Here is a 15,722-nt window from a genome sequence, read left to right as displayed (position 1 = left end):
GGTCTAGCTAGCGGAATATCTTCACAAGCACTCGATTCTGAGCTAGTTTCGGCGTTATTGATACCAGGACGAGACACCGCATCGTCAGGTATTGGAGTAGCCTGCGATTCTTCAAGAGTGGGGTTACTCAACGGGCGATCGGGTATCGCTCGATTGGAGTTAGGGTTAGTATTTGCATTGTCAGGTGTTGTAGTCGTAGGAACTATCTGCGCTTGAGACAGTAAGAGCATTGTTATAGACATAGCTTCAGTAGCTCCGCTATTCGCAAAAAACACGGTGAGTATGAAACTCCCTGTCAAAATTTGTTTCAGCATTTTGTCTACTTACCCTATAGTTGTTTACTTGGTAGAAAATCAAAAGTGTCGAGCCACTCCGAATTGAGCAAGGGCGATTTTATCGGGAACCGAAGTGTAGGCGACCGTAGCCGAGAAACTGACCGGAACTCTTCTCTCCGGCTGGAAACGCCGTCACGCCAAATAGATAAATCCCTCCATTGGGATTGCTCTTTGCTCCCAGGGCAACTGTGACTGTGTTGCCAGGTGGCACGGGTGGATCGAAGGCGATCGTTGCTTCTCCAGGTTTATTCGGTTGCTCGCCGCCAATGCTAGCTAAAGGAATCTCTGAACCTTTGGCAAATCTGTCACCGAGAGAAGCACGACTGCGACTGGGATCGAACGAAATCGTGTCGGAGTTCTGGCGCTGAGAGATGGTGACTGCCCCTAGAGGCTCTCCGGCATTTTGAGGAATTGCCAACGTGAAATAATAAGTGGCAGACATATGTGGAGATTTATAGCTAGTTGTAGCTTTTACTAGACGGGGAGGATAGTTAAAGGCTGTTTGTCCGTTACCTAATTGAACTGCCATAACAGGCAAGCTAATCAGAGAACCAGAGAGTATAGCGCCGATCGCCAAATTTCTCTTGGTAAGAATGTTGCGTGCAGATATCTGTTTAGTCATACTTTTCTCCTTGTAAGTTAAAGTTATTGCTACTTTGAAAGACTGTTTCTAGATCGAGCGTTACGACCCAGAACCAGGATGGTAAATGCCCAAGGTAAAGAGTGAAAGTTGTTTACCAATTAAGACGAAACAACATCATTCGTCGTGACAAGTTTCTCCGATTCGTTCGCAGACAAAATCGCGCAACCAAAGGCGATCGCATTTCTGCTAAAGTCGTATGTCCTACAAACTAGCTTAGGAAAACAATCCACATCTAACTATCAAATTCCTGTGCAACTATCAAAATCCTGCACTCAGTTTTCAGGCTGCCCAGTGGAATTTACCTAAAAGTGATTACAATCGGAACTAGACACATTGGGTTTGCACTATGAATGCGATCGCCACCCACCCGATCGGAACCACTCCCCTACCGATCTTGTCGAGTCAAAATCAGGGCTGGGAAAATATTCTGGTGGAGCAATTTCAGCAGCCTCCAGGAGAGGAGAGGAGTCACTTTAGCGAAGAACACGCTATTTGTCTGTCTCTAGCTCCCCGTCCCGTTCGCTTACTGCAAATTAAAGGAGGCAGAACCTATGTCGGCTTGCACGCGAAAGGGGATGTTTCGGTAACGCCTGCCAAGACTCCGTATTTTGCCCGTTGGGATAGTGACGACAATTGTTTGCAAATTCGGATCGCGTCGCGGTTTATCCAGAGCGTTGCCAGAGAGACGATTGCTACAGATCCCGATCGACTGAAATTGCGCCTAGAATTTCAAACTCGCGATCCTCAATTGGAGGCGATTGGCATGATGTTGCTAGCTGAACTAAAACAAGAAAACGTAGGCGGCAGACTTTATATTGAGTCGCTGGCAAATGTTCTAGCAGTGCATTTGCTCAGACAGTATGCCGCTCCCAAATCTCAGTTTATCGTTTACAGCAATGGCTTATCCGAGCGGCAAATTCTGCAAGTCGTGGAGTACATCCACGAACATCTCGATCGAGATATCAAGCTGGCTGACCTGGCTGCATTATTAGGGATTGGTCAATCTCATCTCAGCCATCAATTTAAACAGTCGCTCGGCATGACTCCCCACCAATATCTGCTTGGGCAACGGGTAGAACGGGCAAAGCAATTACTGAAAGAAGGCGAGCGCTCGATTACGGACATTGCCGTTTTGTGTGGATTCAGCAGCCATAGCCATCTGGGTCAACAGTTTCGCCATCTGACAGGAATGACACCAAAAGCCTACAGAGCAAATTTAACTCATCGCTTTGTATAAGCAACTGTTGCCTGAGCGCAGTGTTCTCCGCACTAGCCGCGTTGAACTCCCCCAACAATTAGGTCTCTAATGCTGTTAGACGCTGCAACACAGTATCTGGTACAAGATGAGATAATTGTTATACAGAGTTTGACAACACGGTGACAGTTTCCCTTGTCTCCATTAGCTAGAGAATCTAGTTTTTTGTGAAACGGTTGCCACAGGAGATTTATGAATTTTAATTGTTTGAAGCAAATAAATAATTACTAATTAATACGAAATAATTTAAAAAATTAACTGAGTGCCACTGCAAATACTCCAATAGCTAACATAACTAGTCTCAGCTTCGGAGTAGATTTTAGAGGTGGAAATAGTCCAAATGCTGGAACGATTGAAACCAAAGCTAATTGCGGTCTACCAACTATAAAATTGAGTATTGCTAGCAGAAGGAAGAAAATACTAAGCACCCAATTTATTGCTACGTCAAGTTGTTTATATTGGCTCATAAACCCTAGATGCCTTAGCGATATTAGTTATACTAATATCGCTAAAAGGGTAAGAAATCAAGGTTCTAACTAGGCTATCTTCCAAATCGATTCAATAGTTCCTCGCGGGATGATTGCAAAAGCAGGCGAGTAAATTCTTCTGGCGGCAACTCAAGCAGTTGGGTGATGATGGCGGATAGTTCATCATCTAAAGAACCAAAGCGGACTCTAAGCAGGTTTTCTATAGTAGCGCGGCGTTCTGTCTGTATGCCCTCCTGCCGAGCTTCTTCCATTCGTTGCAAAAAAGCTGGTGACAAGTCCATGATGTATAGTTAAGTATCTTTTAGAAAGTGTGCCAGCAGCTCATCAAACAAAAGTTCAAGTATTACTTATTAACTGGGGATTAGTAGGCTCGTAATGCAGAACGATTAGCTGAGCAGCGAGCAGAGGCAACATAGCATAAGTGCGTCCGTCGTCATCGCTGAATTCAACTAGAAAAGTATCCTCATCAAGCTTTTCAACAACAGTACCCACCTGACCGCGTGATAATCCCCGTTCAGACAAATTCTCACTCAACGCTACGACATCTAGCAGATTAATTGTATTGTTCATAGTTTCAGTCTCCCTTAGAGGACATAACAACTTGTTAATCGGGGAAAATCTTCGCCATGACGAACGATCCAACTACTACGAACTATTACCTGTCCGGTAGATCCAATCATGGGAAAGTCTAGCACGTATAATTGACCGAATTCAGTTTCGTCAGTCGGTGTTGCGTCATAGCTTTGAGCAGCGTTTAACAAAGTAGCTTGGAGTTGTTCTGCATCTTCAGCAGTCAGACCAAGAGCTGCTGCAAAGACACGCGCTTTATGCCGACCGCGATGATGCGTTGTACTTAGGCAATAGTCTCTTAATTTCGCTATGTCTACGATAGCGCGATCGTAATTGGGAAGCTTCATTCGACAAATCTCTATATATTCTTGCCATGCTTAAAAGTTTGCGGGAGAGGAAAGCGCTCCTGGCTCGTACCAGTTTTCAAAGTTTGTTACGATCCACATCGAAAGTGACAAAAATGCTAGCATAAGTTGCTACAGAAACTCTTCATGGCAAGAGCTGGCGTTAGCCAAAAAATGTACTCAGTTATGTAGCAGGCTAGGAGTCTATCCCACTAATATCAAAATCTGAGCTAGAATCAGCATGAAGCTGAAACAGAATCAACAGAAGACAAAATGGCAGGTAGGTTTGAAGGATTGAGCGATCTCGAATGGAAGTTGTTTGAAGACTTGATGCCACAATCCCCAGAGAAACGAGGGCGTGGAATGCCACACGCACCGTTTCGTAAAGTACTAAATACTCAGCTATACGTACTGATTACTGGTTGCCGATGGTGCGACATACCGCGAGGAGAAAAATGGGCATCAAAAAGTTCTGCCCATCGGTGGCTCAAGCGGTGGTACGAAGATGGAACATTGGAGAAGCTAAAAGGGCGAATTCTGGCAGTGGCAGAGGAAAAAGGAATGATTAACTGGGAATACGGAGCCGTCGATGGCTCTTTTTCCCCCTGGCAAAGGTGGAGGTGAGGGTGTAGCTTATGGCTACAAAGGCAAAGGTATCCTCATCCATAGCATTACAGATGCTAACGGTATGCCAGTGGTAGCAATGACTACTCCTGCCAATGGTGACGAGAGGCAGCAAGTCCTGCCAATGCTCGCTCAAATTCGGCTGGCGACAGGCAAACGGGGTAATCCTAAACGTCGCCCTAAAACTCTTGCTGCCGACAAAGGGTATGATGCCAGATGGTTGCGTCAAAGACTCCGTACTAAGGGTATTCGACCGCAGCTCAAAAAACGGCAGATCGGGGGCAAAAAGCCGAAGGGCAGACCAATCAGGGAAATTGTGCCTCGCTACCAACAAGAGCGTTCTTTCTCCTGGTTTCAACGCAAGTACAGAAGACTCGTTGTTCGATGGGAACGGCTAAAAGCGTGTTTTGATGCTTTCCTCCTCCTCGCCACATCCTATATCTGGTTTCCGAAGTTAGTGGGATAGGCTCAGGGCGAGAAGTATTATTTTAGAGCTGTCAAATTATTTTGATTTTGACACTACATTCCCTTTGCAGCGTCATTTGCAGAGCAAATAAGTGTTAATCTCCCTGCTCAATTTCTTTCTTCATCTTTATCTTTTGTCTAATAGATTCATCAGACTGCTGGCTCAATAATCGTTCCTGCTGCTTTCGTTGTTGCATGGATGACTGTTGTAGGAATCCCTCTTTCTCGTCTTGGTTGAATTCGCAGATAGTAGCTTTCTCTCCCTTTTTGGCTTTGTACAACGTGCCACGGTGATTATTTTCATCAACGATATGGAGAGTTTCAGTAGGGGCGTGGTAGATAGCTCTAAAGTTGGCATTAGCGAATGTAGCTGTTTGAATTTCTTCTGAAGCATTGTTAGAGCTAGCTTGCAGGTTTTGGAATGCCAGGTTTAGCATTTTCTGTTCCCAAGGTTGTCGTATTGCGGTTGAGGGTGATGTTGCAGTAGTATCAAGCACTCGGACGTTTTCAGGAACGCATTGCACAAAGCCATCTTTTCGTTCAAACTGATAGCCGTTCTCGGCAAGAAATTGTTGAACGAGCCGATCCGTACCTTGAGCATCACCGACTACAAACGCTGCACCAGCTGCTACGGCACGTTTTAGCAGGGGGATATATTGCTGGGCAAAGACTTCTTTAATCTTTTCTTCGGACACGCCACGCCAGGGACCAGAACCACTGACCATAATCGTGTCGCTAGCCGAATACTCTCCTGTGTTGGCGCGATCGCCCCAAGCTGTTTGATAATTGCGGGTGGAAGATGGTGTATCTGCTGGTGCGGCTGAAATACCGATGAATTGGGTTGCCACTTCTGCCATTGCAATATCTTTTGTCATGTGAGCAGCAACGGCAGAGTTGATTGGCGTTAACCCATCTAGTGGGTTTTTCGACTGTGTGGGTGGAGTTTTTGATTCTTCAGCGATCGGGAGTTTTCCCTGAGCGATCGCGGTCTTTGGCGTTGTTTGGTTGTCAACTGATACTCTTCTAGTGCCATCGTTAGGAGCGATCGCGTTCTCTAGCTGCGTTGCCTGATTGGATTGAGTCCACTTTTCGGGATACCTAACGGTTTGTGGATCGACAACTATATGGGCAATAGTGGTAGGGTTGTCTTTGAGAGTGGCAGTAAATTGGAATCCTTGAACTGGCACTCCTGTGGCTGTTAGCTTTTCTTTGAGGGTAGCGAATGATTCTTGAGCGATCAGTCCCAATACTTTGCCATCAACTAGAGCAATTGGAGTAGGCGATCTGCGCCCATTGGAGTTGCTCTTGAAGCCGATAGTTACGCTAACAGAATCGCCGTTCCAACTATAACCAGCAAAGGCATATTTTTGGATTTGGGTAATCTTGAGTTGATTTCCCTTGCTACTGGTGGCGATGGCGCTGGCACTGGGAGGGGAAGTAATTGTTGCTAGTGCCTCTGTCCCTGTTGGTAACTGCGGAGATTCGCTGCGAAACATCGCCAACTGCTTGCCCTCAACGAAGACAAATCGCTCTATCCTGTTAGAGTCTGTAGGGTGGGGCTGCTGTTGAATGCTGATGGGTACTTTCTCCCCCTGCCACTGCAAACCCAGGTATTCGTTGCTGGAGAAGTGCGTCCCGACTACAGTAAGTTCGGTAAATTGTAATTCTTTGAGTTGCTCTATGACTCGTTCGGGAAAGGCAGCAAAGGCGACGCTAGCTTTGCGCGTGCCTTGATAATGTTGATTCTCTTCGGTGTGGGTAATGTCGTGTAAAGCAGCTGCTAGAGGTAGCTCCTGGTCTTCTGGAGTAGACTGCCTCACGGTTTCTAAATACTCGCTAGCTTTGGCAAATGCTGCTTCGACCATGCTCTTGCTGACCCCTGGTTGAAATGCAACTTTGCCTTGCTTGATTGTCATTCCCGCTTTTATGTCATGTTCTTTAGCTGATACTAGGCTGACTGTGCCAATAGTTTGACTAACTTTTTCACCTGTTTTTGGCTCTACAAAGATGGCGTTAGCTGCCACAGTGTAAGGCATCTTTTTGCTAGGCTTGTGTCCTGTTAACTCGATATCTAGCTCTTTAGCCTGCCAAAATTGAGTATTTTTAGCTGCATCAAATTCATTTAAGTTAGTAATTTCTATCGAGCGCCCGCTTCTAGGCGAAGTCACAACTAAACTCAGTCCTGGTTCAGTTTGTCTTTTTTTCTCTAACCCAATAGCTTCTTTAATCAATTCGTTATAAGTATTCTTGATTGCAACTGCCTGGTTTTTCTGTGATTCTGTAAACTCAATCCCAGGATATAAAGCCCTAAACTGTTCGGCAGGACGAGCGATGAGTTTGTTTTCCTCAAAGTGTCGATCAGTCTGTTTAATCATCAGATCGACGGAACTGTAATTAGCAGTTTTCATCCCCCGCTCTAAAAAAGCTTCTTTACTTTTTTTATCAATTAGCCAAGCTACCCACTTGTAGCTACTAATTTCCTGACAGTATTTAAGGATAGATTCGTCAGGACGCAGGGCGCTTTTGGGACCGTCAGCAGCTACTTGCAGTTCGTTAGACAGTTCGCCCATGCAGCAGCGCAGTAGCTCTTTAACTTGTTCTAGCCCTCGTTCGACCTGTATTTCGCTCAGTTTTGCTGGCAGGTTAGCAATAGAATTGACTTGCTGCAATACTTTTTCTGGTAGCTCTAGTTCGCCCTTATCCTGCCGAGCAGCTACTTCTTTCATATGTGCGGATATGCGTTTGAGATCGCCAAATTTTTCTTCTTTAGGAATTAACTGGGTTTCCCATTGCAGTGCTACGTTTTTCTGAATTTCGTTAGCAATAATGCCAATTTTATTTTCCATTGCACCCACAGCAATTTCTTCAAACGTGCCTGTATATGGAATTTTGGCTTTTTTGACGACATCGGGATAGCGATTTTCTGGTAGGTTGTATTCCTTAACTTCAACTGCCAGGGTGGGAAAATCTTTAGCAGGGGCAAATGCAAGGCGATCGCCATCAAAATCGCATTGCATGTTGTCCATCGCCGTTTTGGGATGGATGTGGACGCAGCCTCGAAGCTTCATTGCTTCTGGCAGGTGGCGATTGGTAAGGACGATGACCCCGTTGGAGTTAATCAAGGGAGAGCGGGTGACGATAACTTCTTCACCTTCGGGAATGAAGGGGACGCAGATTTCGTTTTCCCCAAGCTTGAGACTGGGTTGAGCCAGTCCTGCGGTAAATTTGATAGCGCGTCCGGTGGCTACGTCTACCCATTGGGAGCGGACGAACTCTTGCAACTCGGCAATAATTTTGGGATGTTCCAGAATTTGATAGTGTCCTTCCAAGTCAGCTTTGAGCAAGCGATACACCAATTGGTCTTGCTGCTCTTGCTGCTCTGGGATCTCACCCTGCATCAGTTGGTCGAAAACAGTATCAAAATCTGCTAGGTCTTCTGCTGATTCGGACTCTTGGGAATTCAGCAGTGCTTTGCGTCGTTCGTAAGTTTCAACATAGCGTTGAGCGAGTTTGCGCGGGTCGGATTGAATAGAAGCCAGGATTAGCGCGTCCATTTCTAGCCGAGGCAGCATATCAGCTTCCACCGCACGGGGGTAATTGACGAGAATTTGAGTACCAAGACTATGCTCCCCATACTCCGCCAGTGTTTTGACACCTAACCCGACTGTGAGGTTATATTCCCCAGGCGCGATCGCGCTTTCGCCTTTTCTACCTTTAAATGAGGACGTAGCAAGGATCATGTCGTAGCCAATCTTGCCATCGCGCAGCAGTGCTTCTCCTACCTTGTCCAAAGCAGCAGGGGCAAGCGTACCTTTGGCAATCCGTGCTACGGGGCTTGACTCTTGTTCTTTAATGCCTAGTCGGAACTGAAAGGGCGTATTGATGCTCCCTGTAAGGTCGGACGCTATGTTTAAATCGATTAAGCCTTTGCAATCCCCTACCAAATTTTTAGCCGCATCTTTAGGCAAGACTCCACCATTTTCGCCAGTGACATCATCTATGACTAAAATTCGTAGATTTTGGAGTTCTCTAAAATCGCGACATGAAGTGAATAGTAAACTACCATAGGCTGCTCCATCGGAAGCATTTGGATAGACTCGCTCTCTGGCATTAGTGTCGGAGGCGAAGAACATTCTTTCGCCAGAAGCAAATTGCAATGTTTTGCCTTCATGCTCGCCTAAGTCAGTAGCGGTAGTGATGCCAGGATAAACCGTGCCAATGGCAAACTCTACATCTGGATATAAATATTCTGCTAGTGTATTATTTAGCTTTTCTTCCGCGCCTGTATTTTGCTTCAGCTTGGAATCAAAGTGTTTAAGTATTATGGTCACGCTTAGTATACGAGATAAAATATAATTTTGCTCTACTTAATTCTTGAGCTATATTTAGGGAATTAGGTTTTGGTTTTGCGAAAAAATACTGAAATTTTATAAAGATATGACTAACTTGAATTCATCTAACTCAAAAAAAACTTATGTTGTAAAAGCTTCCGTAAGAGATACAGAGATGATTGCTGACTTGCTGTCTGAAGGATTAGTAGATATTGACGATTTATACGATCCTTATGAAGAGCAACTTAAAGAGGAGCGTAGGCAAGCTGTAGAAGAAATTAAGCGTACTGCTAAGGAGCAACTTGAATCTATCAAGGAATGGGTAGAATTTTAGAAAACTGCTGTAACTCAAATAATCAATTTGAGGCAGTGCTAGTTGGGATAGATTATTTTATAGATGCGCTATTCATGGTAGGAACCAGAAACTAGCTGTCAGAGTGCCTTAAACAACTTAAGCTTAATTATTCAGTTCTATATCTTTTGACATTTAATCCAGTTGTGATTGAGATTATTCTTAATTCTTAGAATCAAACTAAGCTACTTTAAACTGAGAGAAATTATCAATGATTTTTGAGCTTTCCCTCTAAAGTATGCTGTGGCAAGTTAAACATTGCTTTTGTTTTAGTTTACTCCTAGTAAAAAAGAAATAAGATGCGCGTGTATTTATTCGGTTCCAGGTGCTAAGAAGCGATCGTTTCCGGTCTGTCAGCACCTACTAACAAAATCGCCGTGCGCCTGGGTTGGAAAGCGGAAAAAATTCTCAAAGGTCTACCACCGCTTTGAACTCGTAACTCGCGCACTTGAGAGTGTTTGGAACTAAGCAAACAGACTTCTGGCTCTAGAATCCTTTGGTCAACCACTCGGTTAAGTTGCTCATGAGTGCATGAGCTGGTGCTTTTGGATCGACTTGGCTCCAAGCCACAATGAAAGTTGTGCCAAGAACCAGAAAGCTAATCGCGAGTGCCAATAAACGCAACCAAACTGACGGTGGTGTAGCCAGAAGCTGACTCAGCTCGGAGTTAACGCGCTCGTCTGGGTCAACATATTGCTGCTGAGGAGACTGGTGTTGTGAGCGGGAGGAAGTTAGTGGGAATTTCATCATGAAGACAATTTAACTGATAGTTTCGCTGCTACTTTCCCAAGATACTCGCAAGAGCCATGAAAGTACGAGCGACTTATGCTAGGGAGCAGACAACTTCTAGTTATAGAGTTGTTTCTGGTTAAGTCATTACCCAGATGTCAAAGGAATTTAACATCGAGCGTGCTAGAAATTCCAGCGGATTTTTACTGAGACACGCAGCTGGCGTTGGGCTGAGTCTAAGTAAATGTACGTGGCAAAGTTTAAGGAATTTTGAGTTGGCGATCGCTGCATTGGATTCAAAGTTTTTTGAGACAAAGCCGCTCGGTGAATCTGACACATTTGTGCTAAGAAATCCTGAAGATTTTGAGCGAGTTCGAGCGAAAATAACATCTCCTATTAATTAAGATCGACAGCGATTTTCTTGCCATCGCTAGAGCGAGCTATCTCTCCAAAATCGCTTTGATTCTAAAATTCGAGTACCTTTAAAGAGAAGCAGAACGATTTTCGCTCATTAAGAAAAAGCCTAGTTGACAAAACTAGGCTGCTAAGTATATTTATGCTTTTTTAAATGTAAACTGAAAAACTTCTGTTTGTCTTGGGTAGAAATCTCTAACTAATTTTCACTCATTTAGAGCAAGAAAAGCTTGGGATGTTGTGAGAGCGATAGATTTTTGTCTGCCTGTAGAAACAGAAAAAAAGTAGAAAAATCGCAAGTAGAGAAACTCCTGAACTTTAAAAAATTACCTTCAAGCGTCTACTACGAGCGTAGTCTTTGCTATAGCTGACAGAGCAAGTCGATGAAATATTAACTTAAGTCCAAGCCAGATAAGTTCAGGGAATTTCATCTGTTGACGAGCGGAAAAATAGAACGGAACTTCAAAATATAAATTTTATAACCAAAAAAACTACTCATAAAAAGAAGATAATTTTACTATGAAACTGCTAGAAATCTGAGTCAATAAGTCCTAAGTTATTTTAGGGTTCTCCTTTAATTCACAAATACTTACAACCTTGTAGTTTTAGGCGCATTCTATTCTCAATAGACTGAGGTTGTCTGGAAATTCGCCCTGCCTAAAAATGCTCCTTTGCGGAGAATATATAACTCTTAAGCTGAGTTAGAGAGAAGGTTGTAAGTATTTGTTAATATTTGTCTAAAAAAAACTTTTGACTAGCGGACGAATTTCAAGCTCTCAACACTCTTGCTAAACAAATCGGTAAAGATGCTCATCACAGTGCGCGATCGCAGCTTAATATTTGCATTCACTGACATTCCAGATTGCAGTGGCACGGCTCGTCCGTTAATTGTGAGCGACTGCCGTTCCAGTTTGACTTTAGCTGGAAATCTGTAGTAGGGATGGATCTGATCTGGCGGCAGCGCATCTCCTCCAATCCAAACTAACTTGCCTTTGACATCACCAAATTCGCTAAAGGGAAACGAGTCAATCCGCACGTCTACGTCCATCCCCTCTTTAACGAAACCAATATCGCGGTTGGTGATGAAGACAAGAGCAGTCAGAGCATCATCCGGTACGATTTTGAGCAGAGATTGACTAGCATTGGCAACAAAACCAGGAGTATGAGCTTGCAGGTCGAACACCGTACCATTTGATGGAGCTGTAAGCTCGGAGTAGCGCAAAGAAAGTTGAGCAGTACTGATTTGGCTATCAATTTCCGCGATCCGCTTGTGATTTTCCACGATTGCCTTGGTCAGAGAGCTATCAATTTCCGCGATCCGCTTGTTGTTGTCAGCCATTTGAGTCAGCCATTCGGAGCGAGATAGAGCAACAGTATTTTGCACCTTGGATTGAGCTTCATCAATTGCCAGTCTTAGCCGAGCAATTTCCTGCTCTAGTTGCTGTAGTTCCGACTGATTGGTTTGCACCTCCTGTTGTTGCTTGAGCATTTGAATTCGAGAAATAGCACCAGTTTGAGTTAAAGGGAGCAGGTCGTTGAGAATCCCTTGATTCATGTTCAAAGTTTCCTTGGTGCTAGCAAGTCGAATCGTTGCTTGACTTAACTGCTTGGTCAATTGTTGAGCTTCTAATTTGGCAGCGGCAACACGGGAAGAAAGTTCGGATGTGGTTGAGAAAAAACGCTCTTGTCGCTCCCGATCGAGGCGAGCGCTCTGGGCTACACCAGTTAAAAGAGCGCGATAGAGTTGATTTTCTGCTCTTAACTCGGCACGGCTTTTAGTCAGGGAGATGATTTCGGCTGGCAGCTTCAAATGTAAAACTTGCTGCTCCAGTGCTGCTTGGGAGGGTAGAGCGCTCATTTGAGTGCGATAAAACTGATTTTCTTGCAGCAGGGAAATACGAATTTTTTGATAAGAAGCTAACTGGGATAATGCAGCAGTGGGGTCGAACTGAAGCAGGCGATCGCCTTTTTTAACTGTTTGTCCCTCTTCTACATGGATTGCTTTAACTACACCAGCCACGGGAGCTTGCACTTCTTTGACCGTGCCGACGGGTTCCAGCTTACCCGCAGCAGGAATTGCCTCCTCGATTTTGGCGACACTTGCCCAAGCAATAGCGACGGTGGTAATGCCCATCAATCCCCAAAGAATTGCTTGCGACCAAAAGGAGGATTGTTGCAGGATGACGGGAGATTCATATGAGGTGCGCTCTTGAGAAGGCACTCCAACTGGTGGGGTAATGTTTGGAGCAGTTGCAGCTTCCTGCTCTTGAGCGGCTGGGGCAGTAAGACCGAGCGATTGATGATGTCCGACTCCATTGGAGAGAGGATTGGGCTGAGCGCCATTACCGTTGTGTCCGTTCATAAAGCTTTTGAGTTAGCTGAAAGTCCTGTAAGTGGGAGTGCAATTCCTGCTGCGCGTGCAGTAAGTCAGGCATTTATGCGCCAACCGCCTCTTGTTGTTGGTAGAGGCAATAATAACGACCCCGCAAGTTCATCAGTTCGGCATGGGTTCCCTGTTCCACCACCGTCCCAGCGTCCATCATCACAATGGCATCGGCGTTTTTAATCGTTGCCAAACGGTGGGTGATGAAAAACACTGTACGACCCTTAAATGCTGCTGCTAGATTCAAACACACTTGACGCTCGGTGTGATAGTCCAAGGCGCTAGTCGCTTCGTCCAATACCAGCAGGCGCGGATTTTGCAGTACGGTACGGGCGATCGCGATCCTTTGTCTTTGTCCGCCAGATAGAGCTGAACCTCTTTCCCCTACCTTGGTGTTGTAACCCAAGGGTAGAGTCATGATAAAGTCGTGAGCGGCGGCGATCTTTGCAGCTTCGACAATCTCCTCTTGTGTGGCATCGGGATTGGTCAGTCCAATATTTTCCTGTACCGTACCGTCAAATAACAGCGTGTCTTGCAACACCACGCCAATCTGACGGCGCAAGGAATATAGTTCGACCTTGCCAATGTCGTAGCCGTCAATTAAAATTCTACCGCTCTCTAATTCATACAAGCGAGGTAGCAGCTTCGTCAGCGTACTCTTGCCCGCTCCACTTTGACCGACTACACCGATAAAAGTGCCAGAAGGGAAATCCAAATTGACGTTTACCAACTGTGGGGAGCTACTAGAAGCAAAGCGAAACGATACGTTTTCATACTTGACTGCTCCTTGAAGATCTGGCATGGGAATATTATTGCTCCCAGCCGTTTCAATTTCAGTCGGAGTATCGAGAATGTCCGCTAGGCGTTCTAGGGATAACGCAGTTTCTTGGAAGTTTTGCCACAGTTGAATCAGCCGCAGCAGTGGACTGGTGGTGTATCCAGCAATAATCCGAAAGGCAATCAGCTGTCCTAGAGTCAACTGACCTTGCAATACCAAGTAAGCACCGACCCACAGCAGCAGTAAGGAGGACAGTTTATTCAGGAAGTTGCTGATCGATCCTGCCGTAGTGGAAGTCAGGGCGCTCTTAAACCCAGCACTCACATAACGGGCATACCGCTCCTGCCAGGTATAGCGCGATTTGAGTTCGATATTTTGGGCTTTGACAGTTTGAACCCCTGAGACAACTTCTACTAAATAGGACTGGGTTTCGGCATTGCGTTCAGCCTTGGTACGCGACTGCTGCCGAATGACCGGAGCAACGATAAATGTCAGGAGAGCAAATAGGGGGACAGTGGCTAAAGCAACGATGGTCAGCAGCCAACTATAGAACAGCATCACCGCGATGTAGATGACGGAGAAGACTGCATCTAACACTACAGTTAAGGCAGTGCCAGTCAAGAATTGACGGATGTTTTCTAGTTCGTTGACGCGGGTGGCTAACTCTCCCACCGGACGGCGTTCAAAGTAGCGCAGTGGCAGTCGCAGCAGGTGGTCGATGACTTGTGCGCCCAGTGCTAGGTCAATGCGGTTGGTGGTATCGACAAATAGATTCGTGCGGAGGGTAGTAATAACGGCTTCAAAGACGGCGACGACAATTAAGAAGATACCCAGGACGTGTAGGGTGCCGACGCTATTTTGGACGATCACCTTATCGATAATGACTTGGGTGATTAAGGGGTTAGCTAGACCAAATAGCTGTACGAAGAAGGAAGCGATCAATACTTCCAGCAGCACCTTGCGGTAGCGGTAGAGAGAGGGTAAAAACCACGATAACCCAAACCGCTGTTTGGGCGTGTCAGGAGTCGATTGTAGGAGCAGAACCTGACCGGACTCTCCCCAGGCTTCAATAAAAGCGGCTGGCTTCATCCGGCGGATGCCAGTTTCAGGAATGGCTAGAATAAGTTCTTTGTCGCTAGCAGAATACAGCAGGGCAAAGGTATCGTGCCAAGAAAGTAGGGCGGGAGTGGGCAGGCGACTGACTGCGACTGCTGGGACATCCACTAACTGAGATTTGAGCTGCATCAATTCGGCTACAGCCCCGCACAGTTGCAGGGAAATGCTGCCCGTGCGTGTAAAAGAATTGGCGAGCGTGCGCTTGAGGACATCCTTCTTAAACGGCATCCCCAAATGCTGGCTGAGCATGGAGAAGCAGGCTAAAGTTGCGTCTATTGGTCCTCTACCGTGAACGTAGGGATATTTGGTTTGTCTTGTCTGTCCTGAAGAAGATTCTAGTTGAGGTGGGCGCTCTGGCGCATACGGAATGTCTACTTCTTCTGTTGCTGTGGTTGGTGAAACCTCACAAGCAGTAGAGCGATTTAAGAGCAGAGATTGTTCGCGTAAACCTAGCAGACGGGCATTGCCTGGAGCTTCTACTTGGATATAGTTTTGGTTGCCATCAGCAGTTAAGCGACTGCCAACGGTAAAGTTAGTCCTAGCTCCACCACTGAAGATCCACAATAGGTTTGGGTCTAATTGTTGCAGTGGGATTTTACCAGGAGGTAAGTTGAGGATAACTGCTGTCGAGCGTGCTTCTCTAGCCAGCTCTACCAAATCGGCAGCTCCACTTGCCCGTCGCTCCAGTTCGGCTCCTAGCAAGTCAAACACTTCAATGAGGGCGCAACGGTTGCGAAAAGCATCGGCGAATGTTCTTTCTTGCTCTAGCAGTGCTAGGAAATCGGCGGCACTTAGCGTCAAGCAAGTAGCTTCGGTGGAGGCGATCGCGGTTTCGCAAGCCACTTGGCGCAACAGACTCACCCAACCCAAAACTTCTCCTGGTCTAATGATTTGC

16 protein-coding genes are annotated in these 15,722 nt (G+C 45.8%); 5 read left to right on the top strand and 11 right to left on the bottom strand.

The window, feature by feature from the left end:
* The coding region (locus ACRC32_RS13615) for a hypothetical protein (RefSeq protein WP_438554477.1) at nucleotides 1-242 on the bottom strand (242 nt) is incomplete at its 3' end.
* 151 nt (nucleotides 243-393) lie between these two features.
* Nucleotides 394-957 (bottom strand): DUF2808 domain-containing protein, encoded by a 564-nt coding sequence (locus ACRC32_RS13610; RefSeq protein ID WP_438554476.1) that lies wholly within the window; start codon nucleotides 955-957, stop codon nucleotides 394-396.
* Between the two features lie 101 nt (nucleotides 958-1,058).
* Between ACRC32_RS13610 and ACRC32_RS13605 the strand changes: the two genes are divergently transcribed.
* Complete coding sequence (locus tag ACRC32_RS13605) at nucleotides 1,059-1,190, top strand: hypothetical protein (protein WP_438554475.1); 132 nt, start codon at nucleotides 1,059-1,061, stop codon at nucleotides 1,188-1,190.
* A gap of 134 nt (nucleotides 1,191-1,324) precedes the next feature.
* Nucleotides 1,325-2,215, top strand: coding sequence for a helix-turn-helix domain-containing protein (locus tag ACRC32_RS13600; RefSeq protein ID WP_438554474.1), 891 nt, complete (start codon nucleotides 1,325-1,327; stop codon nucleotides 2,213-2,215).
* A gap of 559 nt (nucleotides 2,216-2,774) precedes the next feature.
* Here the strand turns inward: ACRC32_RS13600 and ACRC32_RS13595 are convergent.
* Genes ACRC32_RS13595 through ACRC32_RS13585 form a run of 3 tightly spaced genes read right to left on the bottom strand, consistent with a single transcriptional unit; the run spans nucleotide 2,775 to nucleotide 3,638 of the window.
* On the bottom strand, nucleotides 2,775-3,002 hold the full coding sequence (locus ACRC32_RS13595) for a hypothetical protein (protein WP_438554473.1): 228 nt from the start codon (nucleotides 3,000-3,002) through the stop codon (nucleotides 2,775-2,777).
* Nucleotides 3,003-3,057: 55 nt separating this feature from the next.
* Nucleotides 3,058-3,291 carry a DUF4926 domain-containing protein gene (locus tag ACRC32_RS13590; protein ID WP_106546157.1) on the bottom strand — a complete coding sequence of 78 codons (234 nt, stop codon included), beginning with the start codon at nucleotides 3,289-3,291 and terminating at the stop codon, nucleotides 3,058-3,060.
* Between the two features lie 14 nt (nucleotides 3,292-3,305).
* Nucleotides 3,306-3,638 (bottom strand): DUF6883 domain-containing protein, encoded by a 333-nt coding sequence (locus tag ACRC32_RS13585; protein WP_438554472.1) that lies wholly within the window; start codon nucleotides 3,636-3,638, stop codon nucleotides 3,306-3,308.
* Nucleotides 3,639-3,908: 270 nt separating this feature from the next.
* On the opposite strand from ACRC32_RS13585, the gene ACRC32_RS13580 reads away from it, so the two are divergent.
* Both ACRC32_RS13580 and ACRC32_RS13575 read left to right on the top strand, forming a co-directional pair.
* Complete coding sequence (locus tag ACRC32_RS13580; protein WP_438554471.1) at nucleotides 3,909-4,259, top strand: transposase; 351 nt, start codon at nucleotides 3,909-3,911, stop codon at nucleotides 4,257-4,259.
* Complete coding sequence (locus ACRC32_RS13575; protein ID WP_438554470.1) at nucleotides 4,225-4,725, top strand: transposase; 501 nt, start codon at nucleotides 4,225-4,227, stop codon at nucleotides 4,723-4,725. Before ACRC32_RS13580 ends, ACRC32_RS13575 begins: the two co-directional genes overlap by 35 nt.
* A 94-nt stretch (nucleotides 4,726-4,819) precedes the next feature.
* On the opposite strand, the gene ACRC32_RS13570 is transcribed toward ACRC32_RS13575, so the two are convergent.
* Nucleotides 4,820-9,055: a hypothetical protein gene (locus ACRC32_RS13570; RefSeq protein WP_438554469.1), complete on the bottom strand. Its 4,236-nt coding sequence runs from the start codon at nucleotides 9,053-9,055 to the stop codon at nucleotides 4,820-4,822.
* Between the two features lie 106 nt (nucleotides 9,056-9,161).
* Here ACRC32_RS13570 and ACRC32_RS13565 point away from each other — a divergent pair, with 106 nt between their 5' ends.
* A complete protein-coding gene (locus ACRC32_RS13565) occupies nucleotides 9,162-9,389 on the top strand; it encodes a hypothetical protein (protein ID WP_438554468.1) in 228 nt (75 codons plus the stop codon).
* 346 nt (nucleotides 9,390-9,735) lie between these two features.
* Here ACRC32_RS13565 and ACRC32_RS13560 read toward each other — a convergent pair whose 3' ends face one another.
* The 5 genes from ACRC32_RS13560 to ACRC32_RS13540 all read right to left on the bottom strand — a co-directional run.
* Entirely contained in the window at nucleotides 9,736-9,915 is a 180-nt protein-coding gene (locus ACRC32_RS13560; protein ID WP_438554467.1) for a hypothetical protein, read from the bottom strand.
* Complete coding sequence (locus tag ACRC32_RS13555; RefSeq protein ID WP_438554466.1) at nucleotides 9,894-10,157, bottom strand: hypothetical protein; 264 nt, start codon at nucleotides 10,155-10,157, stop codon at nucleotides 9,894-9,896. The genes ACRC32_RS13560 and ACRC32_RS13555 overlap by 22 nt, the downstream gene beginning before the upstream one ends.
* A 162-nt stretch (nucleotides 10,158-10,319) precedes the next feature.
* The gene (locus ACRC32_RS13550) at nucleotides 10,320-10,526 is read right to left on the bottom strand and encodes a hypothetical protein (protein WP_438554465.1); all 207 of its coding nucleotides are present in this window, start codon (nucleotides 10,524-10,526) and stop codon (nucleotides 10,320-10,322) included.
* Between the two features lie 778 nt (nucleotides 10,527-11,304).
* Nucleotides 11,305-12,912: an HlyD family efflux transporter periplasmic adaptor subunit gene (locus ACRC32_RS13545; protein WP_438554464.1), complete on the bottom strand. Its 1,608-nt coding sequence runs from the start codon at nucleotides 12,910-12,912 to the stop codon at nucleotides 11,305-11,307.
* A 73-nt stretch (nucleotides 12,913-12,985) separates the two neighbouring features.
* On the bottom strand, nucleotides 12,986-15,722 hold a 2,737-nt coding region (locus ACRC32_RS13540; protein WP_438554463.1), incomplete at its 5' end, for a type I secretion system permease/ATPase.

The organism is Chroococcidiopsis sp., from assembly GCF_051657925.1.
Classification (GTDB): Bacteria; Cyanobacteriota; Cyanobacteriia; order Cyanobacteriales; family Chroococcidiopsidaceae; genus Chroococcidiopsis.
This window is presented reverse-complemented; position numbering and strand designations above follow the sequence as displayed.